General features: G+C 60.1%; 18 protein-coding genes. 7 read left to right on the forward strand and 11 right to left on the reverse strand.

The annotated features are described in order from the left end of the window. Positions 1–897 precede the first annotated feature (897 nt). From AB0P14_RS08385 to AB0P14_RS08405, 5 genes are all read right to left on the reverse strand, one after another. Positions 898–1203, reverse strand: a complete 306-nt coding sequence (locus tag AB0P14_RS08385; RefSeq protein WP_363840251.1) for an XRE family transcriptional regulator — start codon at positions 1201–1203, stop codon at positions 898–900. Continuing rightward, positions 1203–1556 (reverse strand): type II toxin-antitoxin system RelE/ParE family toxin, encoded by a 354-nt coding sequence (locus AB0P14_RS08390; RefSeq protein ID WP_363840473.1) that lies wholly within the window; start codon positions 1554–1556, stop codon positions 1203–1205. The genes AB0P14_RS08385 and AB0P14_RS08390 overlap by 1 nt, the downstream gene beginning before the upstream one ends. A 783-nt stretch (positions 1557–2339) precedes the next feature. Further along, on the reverse strand, positions 2340–2543 hold the full coding sequence (locus AB0P14_RS08395) for a hypothetical protein (protein WP_363840254.1): 204 nt from the start codon (positions 2541–2543) through the stop codon (positions 2340–2342). A gap of 386 nt (positions 2544–2929) precedes the next feature. Beyond that, positions 2930–3511 (reverse strand): hypothetical protein, encoded by a 582-nt coding sequence (locus AB0P14_RS08400; RefSeq protein ID WP_363840257.1) that lies wholly within the window; start codon positions 3509–3511, stop codon positions 2930–2932. A 47-nt stretch (positions 3512–3558) separates the two neighbouring features. Then, positions 3559–4041: a hypothetical protein gene (locus AB0P14_RS08405; protein WP_363840260.1), complete on the reverse strand. Its 483-nt coding sequence runs from the start codon at positions 4039–4041 to the stop codon at positions 3559–3561. Positions 4042–4125: 84 nt separating this feature from the next. Between AB0P14_RS08405 and AB0P14_RS08410 the strand changes: the two genes are divergently transcribed. From AB0P14_RS08410 to AB0P14_RS08425, 4 genes are all read left to right on the forward strand, one after another. Beyond that, positions 4126–4584 (forward strand): MarR family transcriptional regulator, encoded by a 459-nt coding sequence (locus AB0P14_RS08410; RefSeq protein ID WP_363840263.1) that lies wholly within the window; start codon positions 4126–4128, stop codon positions 4582–4584. Between the two features lie 126 nt (positions 4585–4710). Beyond that, a complete protein-coding gene (locus tag AB0P14_RS08415; protein ID WP_363840266.1) occupies positions 4711–4845 on the forward strand; it encodes a hypothetical protein in 135 nt (44 codons plus the stop codon). 730 nt (positions 4846–5575) lie between these two features. After that, positions 5576–6001, forward strand: a complete 426-nt coding sequence (locus tag AB0P14_RS08420) for a MarR family transcriptional regulator (RefSeq protein ID WP_363840269.1) — start codon at positions 5576–5578, stop codon at positions 5999–6001. Continuing rightward, positions 5994–7385, forward strand: a complete 1392-nt coding sequence (locus AB0P14_RS08425) for an MFS transporter (RefSeq protein ID WP_363840271.1) — start codon at positions 5994–5996, stop codon at positions 7383–7385. The genes AB0P14_RS08420 and AB0P14_RS08425 overlap by 8 nt, the downstream gene beginning before the upstream one ends. On the opposite strand, the gene AB0P14_RS08430 is transcribed toward AB0P14_RS08425, so the two are convergent. Then, positions 7382–7777: a hypothetical protein gene (locus AB0P14_RS08430; RefSeq protein WP_363840274.1), complete on the reverse strand. Its 396-nt coding sequence runs from the start codon at positions 7775–7777 to the stop codon at positions 7382–7384. The genes AB0P14_RS08425 and AB0P14_RS08430 overlap by 4 nt on opposite strands. 330 nt (positions 7778–8107) lie before the next feature. Between AB0P14_RS08430 and AB0P14_RS08435 the strand changes: the two genes are divergently transcribed. Next, complete coding sequence (locus AB0P14_RS08435; RefSeq protein ID WP_363840277.1) at positions 8108–9079, forward strand: hotdog domain-containing protein; 972 nt, start codon at positions 8108–8110, stop codon at positions 9077–9079. 37 nt (positions 9080–9116) lie between these two features. Here AB0P14_RS08435 and AB0P14_RS08440 read toward each other — a convergent pair whose 3' ends face one another. The 5 genes from AB0P14_RS08440 to AB0P14_RS08460 form a co-directional block, all read right to left on the reverse strand. Next, complete coding sequence (locus AB0P14_RS08440; protein ID WP_363840280.1) at positions 9117–9665, reverse strand: YdeI/OmpD-associated family protein; 549 nt, start codon at positions 9663–9665, stop codon at positions 9117–9119. Between the two features lie 89 nt (positions 9666–9754). After that, on the reverse strand, positions 9755–10789 hold the full coding sequence (locus AB0P14_RS08445) for an LLM class flavin-dependent oxidoreductase (RefSeq protein ID WP_363840283.1): 1035 nt from the start codon (positions 10787–10789) through the stop codon (positions 9755–9757). Continuing rightward, entirely contained in the window at positions 10786–11436 is a 651-nt protein-coding gene (locus AB0P14_RS08450) for an alpha/beta fold hydrolase (RefSeq protein ID WP_363840286.1), read from the reverse strand. Before AB0P14_RS08450 ends, AB0P14_RS08445 begins: the two co-directional genes overlap by 4 nt. 340 nt (positions 11437–11776) lie before the next feature. Next, positions 11777–11908, reverse strand: coding sequence for a hypothetical protein (locus tag AB0P14_RS08455; RefSeq protein WP_363840289.1), 132 nt, complete (start codon positions 11906–11908; stop codon positions 11777–11779). A 709-nt stretch (positions 11909–12617) separates the two neighbouring features. Then, the gene (locus AB0P14_RS08460; protein ID WP_363840292.1) at positions 12618–12854 is read right to left on the reverse strand and encodes a hypothetical protein; all 237 of its coding nucleotides are present in this window, start codon (positions 12852–12854) and stop codon (positions 12618–12620) included. Between the two features lie 146 nt (positions 12855–13000). On the opposite strand from AB0P14_RS08460, the gene AB0P14_RS08465 reads away from it, so the two are divergent. Continuing rightward, positions 13001–15937, forward strand: coding sequence for an AAA family ATPase (locus tag AB0P14_RS08465; RefSeq protein WP_363840294.1), 2937 nt, complete (start codon positions 13001–13003; stop codon positions 15935–15937). A 52-nt stretch (positions 15938–15989) separates the two neighbouring features. Further along, positions 15990–16988: a hypothetical protein gene (locus tag AB0P14_RS08470; RefSeq protein ID WP_363840297.1), complete on the forward strand. Its 999-nt coding sequence runs from the start codon at positions 15990–15992 to the stop codon at positions 16986–16988. Positions 16989–16999: the final 11 nt, after the last annotated feature.

Raw genomic sequence — 16999 nt, forward strand, 5'->3', positions numbered from 1 at the left:
GGAAAGCCGCCGTAGTCCCTTGTGGACACGGCCGCTTCGTCTTTTTTCAGTCTGTGCATCATTTCGAGACCAATGCAGGCCAGACAGTACCGCTCAAAGCATTCCCGGAGGAAGAGAGTCGGTTCGCTGCCCAATGATGCTGCGGGATGAACCTTCTTTACACATTATTTGCAGGCGCCTCCTCAATTAGCTCGAGGGCTCTGCGCCGCGATTTTCTTGGCCATGGCCTCAATTCCCGCCCGGAACACAAAAAGGCCTCTGAACTGCGGGTTTACTCTTCTTGTCCGGGTGCGCCGAGGCGCCAGATCACGTTCTATTCACGTTATTGAACGAAAAGTTGATCACATTTCTGAAATTTTCGGGGTCTATTTCGAATCCACCTGAGGTCACGACTTTCAATCCGCGCGCATAAAAGTGGTGGAAATCCGGGGCTCATCCAGGCACGAACGACCTGCGACCCTGACTGCCAATAATTGGCCCTCCGATCGCCCTGCTCACGGAACTGGCGACCGCCGGTTACCAAAGAAATTCCCTCAAGACCGTAAACAGCCCGGCGTGGCGGATCCGATCTTCAAGCTCTCGTAATTCGGCAGAATTGCCCTAAACCACCATCCCAACGGCCGGCTGCGGCAGGTCCATTCCAACGCGGCGAGTACCTTGCAGTCGGCCAGACGCCGAACCCGTAAGCCGTTTTCTCACCGGTCAGACTCGCCCTGACCAGCAGCTTTGAATTGGCGCCATATTTTGTGTCCTGTTTAGCCTGTCCGGTAACTTGTCCGGTGGGCGACAAACGATGCGGTTCTTGCCACGGTTTCAGTCAGGAGTTCGGCACGGCAAGACTGCTTGGGGCTCTGTATGCGCAGGTGATGGCGATTCCTCACCTGCGTTTTCAATCATTTAGGCGATTTGGATGCGTTCGTCCCCGAGCTCGACCTCGATGCGCAACGTGCCTCCGATCGCTTCAACATATTTGCGTAGCGTGTCGACTTGGGCGCGGTCAATGTCACCGTGTTCGATCCGCGAAACCCGGTTCTGGGTAACGTTCAGACGACCAGCCAGCTGTACCTGAGTCAGCTCGGACGCCTCACGCAGTTCACGCAGACGGTAAGCACGAACCTCATCAAGCATCCGTTTCTTATGCCCCTCCACGACCGCCCGGCCGACCGGCCGCTTCGCCAGCATCTCCTCAATGGACATTGCCATCACGACTCTCCTTTCAAAGTCTTCAAATGATCATCGAACAAGTCATCAGCTATCGGAATATTTTTCGTGTACCACTTGGACCAGTTTCCAGCCTTGTCACCAGCCACGAGCAAAATCGCCTGACGCCGCGGATCAAAGGCAAACAACACCCGCAGCTCCGACCGCCCACTTGACCCTGGCCGCAGTTCCTTCATGTTCTTGTGCCGCGACCGAACAACGGTGTCCACCAAGGGCCGGCCAAGCTGCGGCCCGCGCTCAGCCAACAACTCCAGGGCAGCAACCACTTGCGCATAAGAGTCCTCATCCAGACCGAACAGCCATGCCTCAACCAAACCCGCGTCGACGTTCCACATCACCACCACAATACAACACCTAGGTGATACAACTCAAGGGTTATATCGAATCTGATCTGCCGACAAATTAGTAGGCCTGGAGCCAAGTAAGGGGTTGCAACTCATTCCGCGCATCAACCTTCTACTTGTTCGCAGTTTGGCGCACGAAACTTATTCCAATTTGGGCCGACAAGGTCGGCCAGTCGGAGGCGAATGGCCCCGAAATTCGGACGGATAGTGCTCCGCTCCCCCAACAAAGAGTCACAAAAAAGCACACTTCACGGCCTTATGGAGTCTGAACACGAGAAATACCGCTTCAGAACATCAATTCCCAGCGTTCAGCCCTTCCCCACCACCAACAAAATTCCGGTAGGTACTATGGCCTCGGCTGACTTCTGCCCCATCAGTGACGACCCTTAGAGCCGCACCGCTCCACCCATCAAACAGGTGGCGCACTGGGACAGACCTCCCCAGATAAGAACATTTACTTTCCCCCTGCCGCCGCATTTACACACTGGCCGTTTCGGTGGAACGGGCTTCACCATCTTGCGCTGGCCTATCCCAACCAGCATGCCTACTATGCGGTTCGTGTCCCTCGGTGCAGGGATTTGCCTCCGGCTTCCTTCCCACCCCACCTCACGGTGACGCAGTTACCATCGACTAGTTAAACCACCTTATCCTTCAGAGGACTTTCACCTCTAAGCAAATGCCCAGGCTGGGCATACACCCAGAAGTGCCGCCCCAACAAGGTGTTGAGGCGGCACTTTCGTGGGTCAGCGCTTCCGTGGGTCAGGGGCACAGACCCTAACTGAGATTTGTCAGCGAGTCGCCGGGCATTCCGCCGGTCACGTTGACTGTGAATACATTAGGTCCACTTCGAGTGACCCTAACCATGTCTCTCGGTGCGTTTGCCTTGGAGGAAACGTGGGCAATAGCCGCTTCCAAGGTGTGGTCGATGGTTGACTGGTCCCAAATTTTCAGGGTTAAGGTGTTCAATTCAAAGTTCATGCGCCATTGCTTTCTTTGACTGTTCCGGCCACCTCGTCATTGAGGCAGCCTCTTCAGGCTATGTCAGCTTCCACCCTCGAAGGCCCTCAATGTGACGGAGCACTCAAAAATCCTCTACCAAATGCGTAACATAGCCGCTCCTGTTAGCTGACTAGTTCGCGATTCAGCTCCAGCTCACAGGAGGGCATGAATGTTATGAGCCACCCACTTGGGCTGCATCCAATGCAGGTAGCGCTGGCCCTTGAGGACCTTCCCCGCATGGCGCTTGAGCGCGAACCCAGCTCTACATTTCATCCAAAGAAGACTCTCTAGGCTCCAAGCCAGTCCAGCAAGGGCGACAGAGAAACCACACCGGTGACATCCACCGCGACGCTTGAGGCCTCTGGCTAGTCAGTTGATGCCAGCAGATCTAGGACAAAGCGAGCCATCACAATTCTGCCGGCCATGAATACCCGCAGTTCCTCCGAATCGGGCTCCCCCAAGCGCTGGGAAGGTACTGCAGACAACCCCGTAAAAAGCGCCATAGTCATCGCATGACCTCGCAACACCGCTGATTCCCGCACATCCGCTCCGGACTCGGCCAGCCCGTCGCAGTAAGCGTGAAAGCAGAGAGGCTCCAATCGGTAGAGTTCCTCGCCGCTCATCAGCCCATTGTTAACTAAGCCCGACAACAGCTGACCGAGGTCAAAACCAGCGCATGCCGCTCCATAGGCTCCCCAGTCAATGACGACGAATCGCGGCGACGCTCCTGGCTCGCCTACGCTCGCCTCCCTCGTTTCGATGAGAAGGTTCTGTCGACTCGCATCTCCGTGCGCCGGAAATGTAGGAAGCTCAAGAATCTCATCGACCAGCTGGTGGGCCCGATCCGTCAGCGAGCGGAGCCCAGCAATGAGTTCGGCGCTGGCACCCTCGGCAACAGCAGGCACCTGCCACAATTCATCGCCACGAAGGCTCGGAATGTAGATCAAGGACCCCACTGAATCGAGGAAGTACCGGAGGCGTTCGGCATCCTTTTCTATCGAGAGCGCCGGTCCACTCTGACGAACAGCTCCGCTTCCTGCCAGCCTTCCCAGCAGTGCGGCTGCCTAGCAAACACCTCGGGAAGACGTCCGCCGTCGGGCATGTTATTCGCTAGATCGGAGGCGTACACCCGTGCTTCGGTGTGCCACGGATAATTGCGCACCAAACTCTCCCTGAAGTGATCAGGCACCTGCCATATCCCAGACCACAACGCCGGCGATTGGATTGACTTCACGACAACGCTGAACGGGACTGATTTGCCGGGTACCGCTGAACCATCCATTTGGGCAGTTCCGGTGATGCGCCACAAGCCACCAGTGGTCATATTGAAGAGCGGAACTTGGATCGGCGCAGCATTGGCGAAACCTATTTCCACCGGAGGCAGATGCAGAGCCGCGCCGGCGATTCGGCCCAGCTCCGACCCTGTGGGAGCGGCTGGGCCCAAGATGTCGAGATTCACTAGCGCGGCGTTGTTCATGGCGCTCCCCTGAGAAGAATCGAGATGCTCCCCCACGACAAGTCAATGGTTAACTAACTGTACCAATAATGGTAAAGTTACTTTATGAAAAATGTCAACGGCGAGTCCCAAATTGACATGCAGCTCTCCATGCCGGCGCTGTTGATTGGCGCCTTCGAGAATTTCCGAACTGCTCTCAACGCCGCGTCGCTGCCTGGCCTGAGGCCTTCCCACTACCGCGTGATGGCACTGATCCCTGCGGAGGGGCTCAAGCTCAGCGAGCTTGCCCGGCGAGCTGATATCACCAAGCCCGGAATTGGCCAGTTCATAGCGCATCTACAACGAGAGGGATACGTGGTCCTGGATCGCAATCCAGCAGATAATCGCTCAAAGATTGTCACGTTGACCGCATCCGGTGTTGCTGCGGCGGATCTGTCGCGGCAGCTCATCGCCGAAACTGAAGAGCACTGGGCCACAATCCTGGGCACCGACCGCTACCGCGAACTACGCCAGACCCTACTGGAGCTCAAAGCGCTCTCAGACCCCGAGCCCAACAAGTCGTAGCCGAGGCCACCTCCGGTGTCGATTCATGCCCAGATGAAACCACTCCGGCAGCGCTAACGAGGAAACCATCCACGGGCCAGCGCCCCAAAGTGTCCATACCCGACAAAGCGTGATTGCGATTCATAGGTGATCAATAGCTCGAAGTCGCCCATGCTCAACGGCACGCACGAACAGGACTCCCGCGAACGTGACTTCGTGAATACGCAGGTCCCCGAGACGACGGTGTCCGCCAACGATCGAGATGCCCTCGGCCGAACCTGATGGCCTTTCAAAACACTAGGGTTGTGCTCGCGGAATGCGTCGCGGACAGCTTCGATCGCAAAGTTGTGGCGCGCCAATTGGCAAAACAAGTCACCGGACCGGTACCTGCAGACCTTCGGTGGCACCAACGAGATCATAAAGGAACTGGTGGCCCGATCACCCTAATGCCAGACGATTCCCTTTGCTGATCTACCCGATATACCCAAACACGACGTCGGACAACTCACCATCCGCGCCCTACCTGTGGCTCGCTCTGGGTTGCGGCCTCGCACAGAGCGTCGCTCAAGGCCCGGATGCGGGGTTTGCTCTCGTAGCGGAAGAGACAGACCGCATCGCCGGTGAAAACTATCGGGCTCTCCGTCGACATATCTATTTCCTCACCCCTGACGCTTTGGACTGGCTTCGGCACGGATCACCCAGTACTGATGGCTCAGCGGAGCCTATCGAATCTTCTCCATACCCGCATTCTTCCCGCCGGGCGGAGAAACCGGCTCGGGCCCAATGAAGCATGTTGAGCCAGTGCAGGGATGGGCACTTTTGAAACGACTTGAAGTCTTCTCATTAACCCCTGCAAGGATTCGCACCGCACTAAAGGCCATAAAGCCACTGGAAATCTCACCAACCACCCCAGTGAAGCGCAACGCGAAACGACCGACGTCGATCATGACTGATTCGACACATTCCAGGAATTCGACAAGGAACTTGATCAAGTAGCTTGTAGGATCGTCTCATGACCGACCCACTCATGACACGAGCCTTCTTCGAAGCACTCCACCCACTGCTGCGACGCCTCACCAGCGAACGCACCATCTCCGCAGGAAAGATTGGGGTACTGCGGCATCTGGCGCTGCATGGGCGAGCGACAACCTCGGAATTAGCCACAGCCATACGCGTCAGTCCCCAAGGGATTTCACTTGCCGCGCGGGAGCTTGAACGCTTGGCATTTGTGGTGCGGGTCCCAGATGAGGAGGACCGCCGTCGAGCCTGGATCGAAATCACGGAGGCGGGATCTCAGCGGCTGGGCAAAGAAACGTTGGCGGGTGAGGGCTGGCTGGGCCAAGCCATCACCGAAAAGTTGACGCTCGAGGAGCAGAAGACGCTCGAAACAGTGATCCCGATCTTGAAGAAGCTTGGCGCGGAGCCGGCCGTTGACTAACGCGCGTTCCCGCCTAGTTCCGGCTCTCATCTACGCTGCACTTTCGACGGCGATCGTGAGTTCGCTGGGCATGTTGCTGGTACCCACCATCTCCCGCGAGATGGATGTCTCAGTCAGCACGGCGCAGTGGATGCTGACTGTCAATCTCTTGGTTGGCGCCATTGCGACGCCGGTCATGGGCCGGCTCAGCGACGGTCCACACAAGAAGCGGCTGCTGCTGGTGTCCTTGCTCATCATCCTCATCGGATCCCTCATCGCGGCGACGGCAGCAAACTTCACCATCTTTCTAATCGGGCGGGCACTGCAAGGCCTGACCTACGGGATCGTTCCGGTGACCATTGCCCTGGCCCGGCGCTACGTTCCGGCCAAGTCAGCGCAGGCCGCCATCTCTAGTTTGTCTGTGACAGTATCCACTGGAATCGGAATCGGCTATCCCCTGACCGGCATCATCGCTGGACTCTTCGACTTCAGGATCGCGTTCTGGTTTGCCGCTTTGTTTGTGGTCACGGCCATCATCGTTGTCCACCGCCTTATGCCAGAAGGGACTGATACTCAAGCCACAAGTACTCCCTTCGATTTCACCGGAGCAGCCCTCCTCGGTTTAGGTTTGGGCGCCCTTCTGCTGGGTATTGGTGAAGGCCCCAATTGGGGATGGGTTTCTCCGTGGACCCTTGGCGCATTCATTCTCGCGGCAATCACCCTGACCGCGTGGGCTCGACTTGAACTACGCAGTGACCACCCGTTGATCAACCTCCACGTGCTAAAAAACGGCGAGGTGATGCTGGCTAACTGCACCGCAGTGGGGCTGGGCGCCGCAATGTACATTGGCCTGTCAATTTCAAGCCTCATCGCACAAGCCCCCGCCACTACCGGCTACGGCCTCGCGATGCCAGTTTTCTGGGCTGGCTTCGTCATGTTCCCGCTCTCGGTGGGAAGCTTTAGCGCGAACCGATTGGTACGTCGCTTCTCACATCGAATTCATCTGGCGACGCTGTTACCCATCGGCACAGCTGCCATGACGGTCGCCGGAATGCTGCTCTGGTTTGCCCACACTGAACTATGGCAGATCCTCATTGGGATGTTGGTCTTGGGCCTGGGCATGGGCGCCAGCTATGCCGCCATGCCGGCGCTGATCGCCCGCAGCGTGGCCGCTGAAGAGCTTGGCAGCTCGGTAAGTTTCAATCAAGTACTGCGCACAGTGGGAAGTTCCTTTGGCACCGCGGTGGCCGGGGCGGTACTCGCAGCGAATATGGCCCCTGATCTACACCCCACTCACACGGGTATTACTGCGACGCTGGCGATCGGCGCAATCCTCTGTTTAGCAGTATTCGTTGCCCTTTTGGCCCGCAACTTGATAGCGCGTTCCCGGCCTGTCACAGGCTAGGCAACAGCGCTAGGGCACAAACGTCTCATCCCGCCACGGGCAAGCATGAGGACGATGATCAGAGCGGTCACTTGGAAGAAGCCCCCAAGCTGAACGGCATCACCGAAAACCAAGGCAACCAGTTCCAGAACCACAAACTTGCTACCCGGGAGCACCAACAGCAGGGCCGCAACATTAATGACTCGAACACTTGCACTCTTAGTGGTCTTGATCCGCCCAACGATGTTCTTCTTGACCCACAACACTAAATCGAGGACGACCTTGAGCAGGATTGCTGTCAGGAGCGCCAGCAGGAATGATTCGGAAATGACCTGCGGGAACAGCTGGGTGAAAGCCCCGAGCACCACCAGGTACACGAAGACATCCACGAGATCGATCGCTCGGATAATCACTCGCCGAGCATAACAAGGCCAAGCCGCCCCGTGTTAACACTAGTTTGAGGCGAAGCCGGGTAGCTGGAAAATACCGTGCTCCAGGCACCGAAGTGATGGGGGTCTGGAACAAGTTTTTCCACATCCCGGAGGGCCGGAAATGTCTTGGACTCTTCGAAGACTACGGCAGGCATGACGCCTCTTGCTCGCAAAAAGCAACGCTCATCTCGGCCGAGGCCGGTGGCCTAGGCTCTATCGAGATGGTTCCGACAGCACGGCATTATGACGAGCGAACAAGCCTATGAGACAGGCCATCTCGAGACCACTTGAACCGTTCAATAGAGTCGTCCTATGAATGAGTCCCCCGCAAATTCCGTTACCCTTCGTTTCCTTGCTGCCCCCACCGACGTTGGCCACAGCGGATCCGTGGACGCCGGCACCGTCCTGGAGTGGGTTGATAAGGCTGCCTACGCCACCGCTGTGGGCTGGGCCAAGTCCTACTGTGTGACAGCTTATGTGGGTAATATCCACTTTGCGGATCCCGTCAACAGCGGCGACATGGTGGAAGTTGAGGCCACCGTTGTGTACACCGGACGTTCCTCAATGCACATCAAAACCGTGGTCTCCTCAGGCGATCCACGTGGCGGAACCCCCACCATGCGCAGCCAGTGCATCGTCATCTTTGTGGCCGTGGGCGAGGACGGCAAGCCCATCCCCGTGACACCGTTTGAGCCGGTCACAGCCCAGGATATCCATCACCGCGATGACGCCCTGGACCGCGTTAGCGTCCGGGAAGAAATTGTGGAATCCATGAAGGTCCAGGAATACACCGACGCGGGAACGGCCGAACGCGTGGTCCTACGCTTCCTCGCAGCCCCCACGGATGTGAACTGGGGCGGCAAGGTTCACGGCGGAATAGTCATGAAGTGGATCGATGAGGCCGCCTACCTGTGCGCAAGCCGGTATTGCGGCACGGACACCGTGGCCGTGTTTTCCGGCGGCATTCGCTTCTACCGGCCGTTGCTGATCGGCCACGTGGTGGAGGTCGAGGCCCGGCTGGTTTACACGGGAAACAAGGGCATGCACATCGCCGTCCACGTCCGCTCCGGGGATCCCAAGGACCGTGAGATGAACCTGACCACCTCATGCCTGACCGTCATGGTGACTCGTGATCACGCGGGGAATTCGGTTCCGGTGCCGCCGTGGGTCCCCGTGTCTGAGGAGGACAAACGGCTGCACGCCCACGCCAAGGACCTCCTTGAAATCCGTGGCCGGGTGCCCGGAAACAGGCTCCCGAATCACCTTTTGCCAGCGGGGACCTAGCCGCGCAGGTGAGAGCAACGCCGTCGGACTTCACATATCAGGGGCGGGAGAGAGTGGACATGATGCGGGCAAGGGCGCGCTCCTTAGTCTTGGGCGTATAGCCCTTCAGCAGCGGCAGCATCAGCAGGTACCGCTCCGAGCGTGGCAGCTCCTCGAAAGCGGAGAGCGCAGTTGGGTTCAGGGCCAGGTTCGCGAGCAATTGGGCGGGCGGCTGAGCAGTTCGCTGCGGGGCATAGGCCCCGCTCCACCGGCCATCTGCTGTGGCCTGCTCAATTTCCGCCAAGCCCGCCGGGTGCATGCGGCCAGCCGCCAGGAGCGATTCAACCCGAGCCACGTTGACCTGCGACCACGGACTGCCTGCCCGCCGGGGCGAGTAACGCTGCACAAAGGACAGCTCGTCGTAGGACTTTCGCTGGCCATCAATCCAGCCAAAGCAAAGTCCCACGTCGCCCGCGTCAACAATAGAGATGAGCTCCAGTGCTGCATGACGCTTGGCTATGCGCAACCACGCTTCACTGTGTTGCGCGTGCTGGGTTTGCAACCAGGAATGCCATGCGCGGCCGTCACGGAATTCGAGCACGTCCATGGGTCACTCCTCCACCACCGTTTGCGTCTTCCGCTATTGACTGCCTCACCAGCGTAGGCGCCATGGTGCGGTTATGGCGGGCCAGAACCTTATTGTTTCAGCGCGGCTCGCACGGCGGGCAGGACTTCGGTAGCCAAGAGTTCAATGGAACGCAGGGTTGCAGTTTGCGACAAACCACCCAATCCCACCTGAGCGAGGAAACGTGTGTGACCTAAGACCTCATGCTCCCACAGGATCTTGTCCACAATTTCGGTCGGACTTCCCGCGAAGAGTGCGCCGCGAGATCCGGACCAAGCGTCAAAACTGGCCCGGTCCATCCTGCCAGCGCGTGGCATGTTTTGCTCAATGTAGGAGGAATAGTGCGGGAAGAACGTGTCCTTGGCGCCTTGGGACGTTTCCTCAACGTAGAAGTGCGAGGTGACACCGATCTGCCCCGGCTCCCTGCCAGCCTCTTGTGCCGCACGTCGATACAACTGCGCCAGCGCCCCAAATCGTTCAGGGGCACCCAAGATTGCCAGATACAACGGCATGCCCAGCCGGCCAGCTCGCTCGACAGAAGAGGGCGTACCGCCGACAGCAGCCCAGATGGGCAGTTGAGCCTGCACCGGCCGCGGCCAGACGCCGGCGTCCGTCAGCGGCGCACGCGTGGTGCCATTCCATGTGATGGGGTTTTCCTCGCGAATGCGCAGCAGCAGATCGAGCCGGTCCTCAAAATATTCGTCATACCGCTCCAACTTCTGGCCGAACAGCGGGAAGGATTCCACATAGGCGCCCCGGCCCGCGGTGATCTCCGCACGTCCGCCACTGATGAGGTCCAGTGTTGCAAAGTCTTCAAAGACACGAACGGGGTCAGAGCTGGAGAGCACCGTGACGGTGCTGGTGAGGCGGATGTTCTTGGTTTGCGCGGCGGCAGCCGCCAACACCACAGCGGGTGAGGAGACTGCAAAGTCTTCACGGTGGTGCTCGCCCACTCCGAATACATCCAGCCCGGCCTCATCTGCTACGCGGGCCCACTCAAGGATGTCGCGCGTGCGTGTCATAGCGTCGATGGGTTGGCCATGGGCATCGCTGGTCAGCTCACCAAAAGTGAAGATGCCGATCTCAAACGGCTTGGTGCCACTCATGCCGAGACCACCCCATGGGCACCGACTTCAAGGGTGATGAAGTCGCGGACATCACTGAGTTCGGCCGCGTTGATCCCATGCGCCAGCCCCGGATAAACGTGCTCGGTCAGCGAGGTGTGCTGCGGCAAATACTCGCTACTGCGCGTGATGGCAATCGGTGCGATAACCCGGTCCTCGGCTCCACGCCCCCAGAACAGTGCCGGGCGTCGTTCAATCAGCTGACTGTCCCCCGGCTGCGCGGCACCCAAAACAAATCCGCCCAACACCACCGGCGCCACCACACGCTGCGGCCGGGTACGCAACAGCTGGCTGGCCATGAGCCCGCCTTGCGAGAAACCGATGGGAACAATGCGAGTTTCCGAGTTCACGTTTTCATCAATCCAGGCCCAAATCGCTTCAGTGGCTACTTCCACCGGGGCGGCGTCGGGATTTCCGGGGGTGGTAATGGAGAACCACGCCGCTCCCCCATTGCCCACCTCCAGAGGTGCCCGCAGGGAAGCCCACGGCAGCTCCAGCCCCAGGGCCGGTGCCAACTGCGTGAGATCGCGCTCATTGGAACCGAAACCATGCAGGAAAAGGACCATCGCCTCAGGAGTATCGGTGGTGTTCCAGCCGGGTGATCGCACATCGCGTAGGGTGGTGTTCATTCAAACTCCTTGGGTAGTGGCCAGCTACAGCACTGTGCCTAATAGCTTAAAGATACACCCTTTACTTGTAGCTTCAACTATCAGGTAGCGGGGTTGACCGCAGTACGACGGCGAAATGCTCGCTTTGCTCCTTGAGTTCCAGCGCGACCCTTAAACGAAACAGCCCGTGCATATCAGCACGGGCTGTTCACGGTGTCCAGCAGGGGCACGATGCCCTGCGCCAGGGCAAGGGGCGCCTAGGCGGACGATGAGGTGATCGAAATGCGTAATGGTCATTTCGGAGCCTCCTTTCAGTGGGGTGCCGTCGCCGGCTCCGGCACCGCTTGAGGAGCAGCGGAGACTACCGGATATTGAAGAGGTCAACTCGAACGATCTCGCGATACTGACGTTCGCGAAGCTGGTTGAACTTTTGTTGATCCACGGGCGTAAAGAAGATCCTCTTGATGGAAGACTTCGTGGGCTTGGGGTTCATGATGGCACCTCCTTTCGACGCTGGATGTGAATAAGTGGACATATTGGGGCGCGACAAATAAAGCCTTCTTTTCTTTTATTGAATAAACGAAAAATGGCATCATAAGAGTACAAAAATGCGCGATTTGTTTTGTACGAATTTATCGGACCGGGACATTATGGGTTCCCGCAGAAGCATCAGTTTCAGCCCTCACAACGCATGTGAGGTGCAGAGAATTACTGGCTGTGGTAGCGGTGAATGACCTGGATCATCGGTCCGAAGCTTGCTGCATAAATGCGGCACTGGCCGAACGCCTTGCGGTGGCGGCCCTACGCTGTGACAGTGGTTAGATGTGCCAGCGGTTGTCGGGCGTGCCAGTAAAGGCATGATGAGATCCGATAATTCCGGACTTGATATTTGCAAACATCATGACCTCCCTTCAGTTGCACGCGGACATCCCGGACAACTCGTCGGGGACTACTAGATAAACTACAACAGAATCTCCGCATAAATCCAGTCTGAATTGAAATAATCCCCAATATTTCATTTTTATTGTCACCGCCGGCCAGAAAGCTCTCCCTCGGCTCCAGATTTTGAGCTCTTCTGGCATCACCATCGGCTCGGCTTCCACAAAACGCACGGCACCAGCGGACCTGAGCACATCAGATCTGCTGGTGCCGTGCGTGACCGAAGGTGCCGCGGTATCCGAAGATTTCCACGGGGTTGCTTGCTATTGCTCCGGCACCCAGGACGGGGCAGGCACTCCGCCCCCTGTGAGACTGTCGCAGTGGACAAGCTGCTGGCCAATCCGTTGTAGCGGACATTGCGGGAACACCTGCTGCGTGTTGTTGAGCGGGGTGCCGTCTGGATCCAGCCGGGCCGAGGCCGGTGCCGCCATGGTGGTGGCCAGCAGTAGTGCTGCAACGGCTGCTCCGGCCCATCGGCGCCCCTGATGCGATTTGTTCATGATGCTGCCTCCTTGGCGGGGTATTTCTCGTACTTCAACAGTGCCCCGCGAAGCGCTCTCCCGGCATCCGGGGAGACCCCTGAGAAAGCCCATTTCTATCCTCAGATTTTCCGGACACCAGAGCGTGCTTCGTGGGAAAATGAGGCGTGGAGGGAATCGTGGGAACAGCCGGGGCCGGGCTCGTCGGGCGGGCGAAGGAACAAGCTGCCCTCAAGACGTTTCTCGACGCTGCGGCCGCCGGATCCGCCGGAAGCCTTGTCATCTCCGGTGACGCTGGCGTGGGCAAGACCGCCCTGGTGCAACGAGCCTGCCGCGCCGCCGGCTCGGCACCGTGGATCTTCTCAGGTGCCGCCTTGCCCCTGGCCTCCATGACGGTGCCCTTCCTGGCGCTGCGGGCTGCATTCCGGAACGCGCCGCAGGTTGACGGAGTGGAACACCCCACGGACATCATTTCCAGCCAGGCCCACCCGGACGTCCCCGTCATCATTGACGCGTGGCTGGATCAGCTGTGTCCCCTCCGTCCCGTGGTGCTTGTCATCGACGACCTCCACTGGGCGGACCTCAGCACCCTGGATGTGCTGATGTACCTGATCGCCGGCCCACCCGACAGGCGCCTGGCCCTCATTGCCACCCTACGGAGCGGCGAGTCTGGTGTGGGGAACCGTTTGCTGCGCTGGCTCGCTGACATCCGCCGCCTGCCGCGCGTGGATTGGATGGCGCTGGGCCCCCTGGACCGGCTCAACACCGGGTTCCAGTTGGCGGGCCTGATGGGTGGCGCCCCGCACCAAAGCCTGGTCCAGGACGTCTTCAACCACACGGGCGGAAACGCGTATCTCAACCGGTTGGTTGTTGCCGATGTGCGCACCGGCTCACGCCATCTGCCCAGCGCACTGCCTGCAGACTTGAAGGTCGCTGTGCTGCGTTCGTGGGTGGCACTGTCCCCCGGTGCCCAGACGCTGACCCAGCTCATTGCTGTGGGCGGGCGCCCCATCGGGGCACAGGATCTGGCGGCCCTGATGCCTGCCGTGGACCCTGCTGCAATGCTGTCCGGCGGAGCGTTGAAGCTCCTGCACGAAAGCGCCGCGGCTGGCATCTTGGATTGCGGCCCCGACGCCACCCTTTGGTGGTTTCACCATCCAATGATTGCCGAAGCTCTCCTGCAGGAACTGGATGGTGATCAGCGCCGGCGCTGGCATGCGGCGTTTGCCCAACACTACGAGGACCAGCTGGCCGGGCTGGCACATCCGAACTTCCAGTCGCTGGCAGCCTTGGCCGACCACCACTACGCAGCAGGCCACGCCGAAGACGCGTTCTATGCGGCGTTGCGCGCCTCGGCTGCCGCCGGAAAAGTTGGCGGAGCGGCTGAAATGCTGCGCCTTCTCCGCCGCGCCCTCGACTTGCGTAGCAGCGTTCCAGAAGCGCAGGAGAGTTTTGCTGATCTGTGGTCACGGCTGCGCGCCGCGGCCGAAGAAACCGGCTCTCTGGAGGAGGAACTTGAAGCGGTGGAGGCTCTTCTTGCCCTGCCCGACGGCGGTTCCGGGCCTTTGGCCGAGGCTGAACTTTTGGTGCGCCGCAGCCTCCTGCGCTTTTCAACAGGCAAGGCCTTTCTCCCCGTGGAGGATGCACGCAGGGCAGTGCTGCTGGCTGCCGTCGAGCCCGACAGTTGGCAGCACGGGCTGGCGCTTGCCGAGCTCGCCCATTCCGGTCTGTGGCATGACGATCCCGAGGCTGCAGCCTGCGCCAGGCAGGCGCTCGCCATAGCCGCGGCCGCCGGGAATCAGCGCGCATTGAGCTACGCATTGACGGCGAACGCCATGGCCGCGGTTTTTGCGGACCGGGCCCCGGAAGCCATCGATTTTGCGGCGGGGGGCCTGCAGGCAGCTGTGCAGGCCCGCGACTTCTGGGCCTTCGTCCATGCCACCATGTGGCTGGCCAACGCCACAGACTGCTGGTCAAGCGTGGCGTTTGCCGAGCTCATGCGCACCGGGCGTCAGCAACTTCTCGATCTTGGCGCCCCGCACACCTATGTCGCCAAACTGGCCGCCATCGAGGCCGGCAGCTATTTGGCTGTTGGGCGCTGGCGTGACTGCGCCACAGCGCTCCGCCTTGCACTGGGCAGCGACCCCGGGGTCATGGCCGACGTCGATACCCGCCTCGTGGCGGCCAGGCTCGCAGCCTGGCAAGGCAGACAGGATGAGGCGGAGGCGCACCTGGCCCGCGCGGAAGAACTGTACGCCGCCAACGTGGCATTCCTGAACCTGAGTTTTGACGCCGTCCGTGCCGAGGTACTCCTTGCCGGAGGGAACCAGGCTGCCGCCTATGCGGCAGCCATGAAAGGGTCCTGCACAGACGGCGCGCCGCCAACCATGTGTGAGTGGTTGATCCCGTTGGCCGCCCGGGCCCTCGCCGACAGGATCGGGCTGGCCCAGGACGCCGGGAATCCCACCGCGGAGCTGTTTGCCCTGCTCGAGGACCTGAAGACGCGGTTCCCACAGGTCGTTTCCGACGAGGGCTACAACTCACCCCTGTACCGGGCGCAGCTGGCCGCTTTCAACCACTTGTACGCTGCGGAAGTCGGACGTGCGAGGGCAGAGCCCGGCAACGCCGTCCAGTGGGCCGCGGCCGCCGACGCCTTCCACTCGGTCTCGTTCCTCTGGGAGGAAGCCTATTGCTGCTGGCAGGCCGCGGAATCCATGCTGCTGCGTAGCCACACCCAGCGCACAGCTGCCGCCCTGTGGCTGCGCCGCGGGCTTGAGCTGGCCGAAGGGCTGCAGGCCCTTCCACTCAAGGACCAGCTCGAGAAACTGGCCGCCAGCGCCCGCATCGACACGAGTCACCCGGAGGATGCTGTGCGGTCTCTTTACGAAGTGCTGCCCGGATTGACGCCCCGGGAACGAGAGATTCTTGACCATGTGGTCGCCGGGCGCACCTATGGCGAGATTGCCCGGTCCCTGGTTGTCAGCGAGAAGACCGTCAGCTCACATATCTCAAACATGCTGCGCAAAACCGGGGCCACCAACCGCATGGACCTGTCCCGCCTGGCCACCCGCCCCGCCAGCGGGAAGCCGCGACGGTCCGGCTGACAGGGTGGCGGGCTGGGCGGCGACGGCACGGTTGCGGGATAGGATTTCGTGCATGGAGACAACCCGCACAGCACGGCTGCACCTTGAACTGGACCTCGAATTCACCGACGCCGGGGCGGTACAGGACCATGCCCGCTCATGGGCGAAAGAGAACGCCGGCGACAATCCGGAAACACAGGCCGCCATGTTGGAGCAAGCCGGTGAAGGACCCGACGCCGCACTCATGATGCTGGTGGAGCCCTCCGACGTGGTCGGCGGCATTCCTGGTGTCATGGCGGTGGGCGCCACCATGTGGGTGGAGGGTCCGGAAGGCGATGCCGGCGACGACTCGGGCGCGGAGGACTTTGCTGCGGACAACGACACTGAGGACCAGGAGGATGCCGGGACGGATGCCCTGGCGTCCGGCGAGGGGCTGGACAGTGAGGAAGACTGGCTGGAGAAAATTTTTGCCGATGCCGACAAGCTGCCGGGCCTGAATCTGGAACGGCTGGGGTATGACGCGGACGAGGGCGATCCCGATGCCCGCGCCAATTCACTGTATGGGGCCACGATGCTCCGTGGTGCCATCCACTGGGCCTACGAGTCGTTGATCGATGAACTCTTTGACGACATTTCAGTGCTCCGCGAGGCACCCGACGCCATCGATGAGACCATGCAACTGAGCAGCCTGCCTCCCTTGCACAGTGCCAGTTACGGGCCACTGTTCGCACAAAGGTTCCTGGCCGTGGCACTCGATTTGGGCACCGCCTTCGCTTCCTCCTTCACCGCGCCGAGCTGTGTGGCGCAGGAGCTTGCGCTCCGGCTGGTCCTGGACGGCGTGGAAATTCTGCCAGAGCTGCTCCCGTCTCTGGAGCTGCCCGAGGACTGGCGCGGTTCCCTGGAAGATTCCCTCTTTGAGGATCTGGATCACGAATTCCTGTACGACCCCGCCATGGACGGGATCAGCAGCAACCCGGACTACGCCCAGCTCAGGATCGTCAACCTCGACTTTTCACAGTGGTTCACGCCGTTCGCCGGCAGGACAGTGAACCCCTACGCCGCCAACGAATAGGACAGGAATGA

It is taken from the genome of Specibacter sp. NPDC078709, from assembly GCF_040686795.1.
Classification (GTDB): domain Bacteria; phylum Actinomycetota; class Actinomycetes; order Actinomycetales; family Micrococcaceae; genus Specibacter.

What these genes read in the sequence shown, in the direction of transcription:
- AB0P14_RS08385 (WP_363840251.1), bottom strand. Translation starts at nt 1,203, where the DNA reads ATGGCAATGTCCATTGAGGAGATGCTGGCGAAGCGGCCGGTCGGCCGG.
- AB0P14_RS08390 (WP_363840473.1), bottom strand. Translation starts at nt 1,556, where the DNA reads ATGTGGAACGTCGACGCGGGTTTGGTTGAGGCATGGCTGTTCGGTCTG.
- AB0P14_RS08395 (WP_363840254.1), bottom strand. Translation starts at nt 2,543, where the DNA reads ATGAACTTTGAATTGAACACCTTAACCCTGAAAATTTGGGACCAGTCA.
- AB0P14_RS08405 (WP_363840260.1), bottom strand. Translation starts at nt 4,041, where the DNA reads ATGAACAACGCCGCGCTAGTGAATCTCGACATCTTGGGCCCAGCCGCT.
- AB0P14_RS08410 (WP_363840263.1), top strand. Translation starts at nt 4,126, where the DNA reads ATGAAAAATGTCAACGGCGAGTCCCAAATTGACATGCAGCTCTCCATG.
- AB0P14_RS08420 (WP_363840269.1), top strand. Translation starts at nt 5,576, where the DNA reads ATGACCGACCCACTCATGACACGAGCCTTCTTCGAAGCACTCCACCCA.
- AB0P14_RS08435 (WP_363840277.1), top strand. Translation starts at nt 8,108, where the DNA reads ATGAATGAGTCCCCCGCAAATTCCGTTACCCTTCGTTTCCTTGCTGCC.
- AB0P14_RS08440 (WP_363840280.1), bottom strand. Translation starts at nt 9,665, where the DNA reads ATGGACGTGCTCGAATTCCGTGACGGCCGCGCATGGCATTCCTGGTTG.
- AB0P14_RS08445 (WP_363840283.1), bottom strand. Translation starts at nt 10,789, where the DNA reads ATGAGTGGCACCAAGCCGTTTGAGATCGGCATCTTCACTTTTGGTGAG.
- AB0P14_RS08450 (WP_363840286.1), bottom strand. Translation starts at nt 11,436, where the DNA reads ATGAACACCACCCTACGCGATGTGCGATCACCCGGCTGGAACACCACC.
- AB0P14_RS08455 (WP_363840289.1), bottom strand. Translation starts at nt 11,908, where the DNA reads ATGAACCCCAAGCCCACGAAGTCTTCCATCAAGAGGATCTTCTTTACG.
- AB0P14_RS08460 (WP_363840292.1), bottom strand. Translation starts at nt 12,854, where the DNA reads ATGAACAAATCGCATCAGGGGCGCCGATGGGCCGGAGCAGCCGTTGCA.
- AB0P14_RS08470 (WP_363840297.1), top strand. Translation starts at nt 15,990, where the DNA reads ATGGAGACAACCCGCACAGCACGGCTGCACCTTGAACTGGACCTCGAA.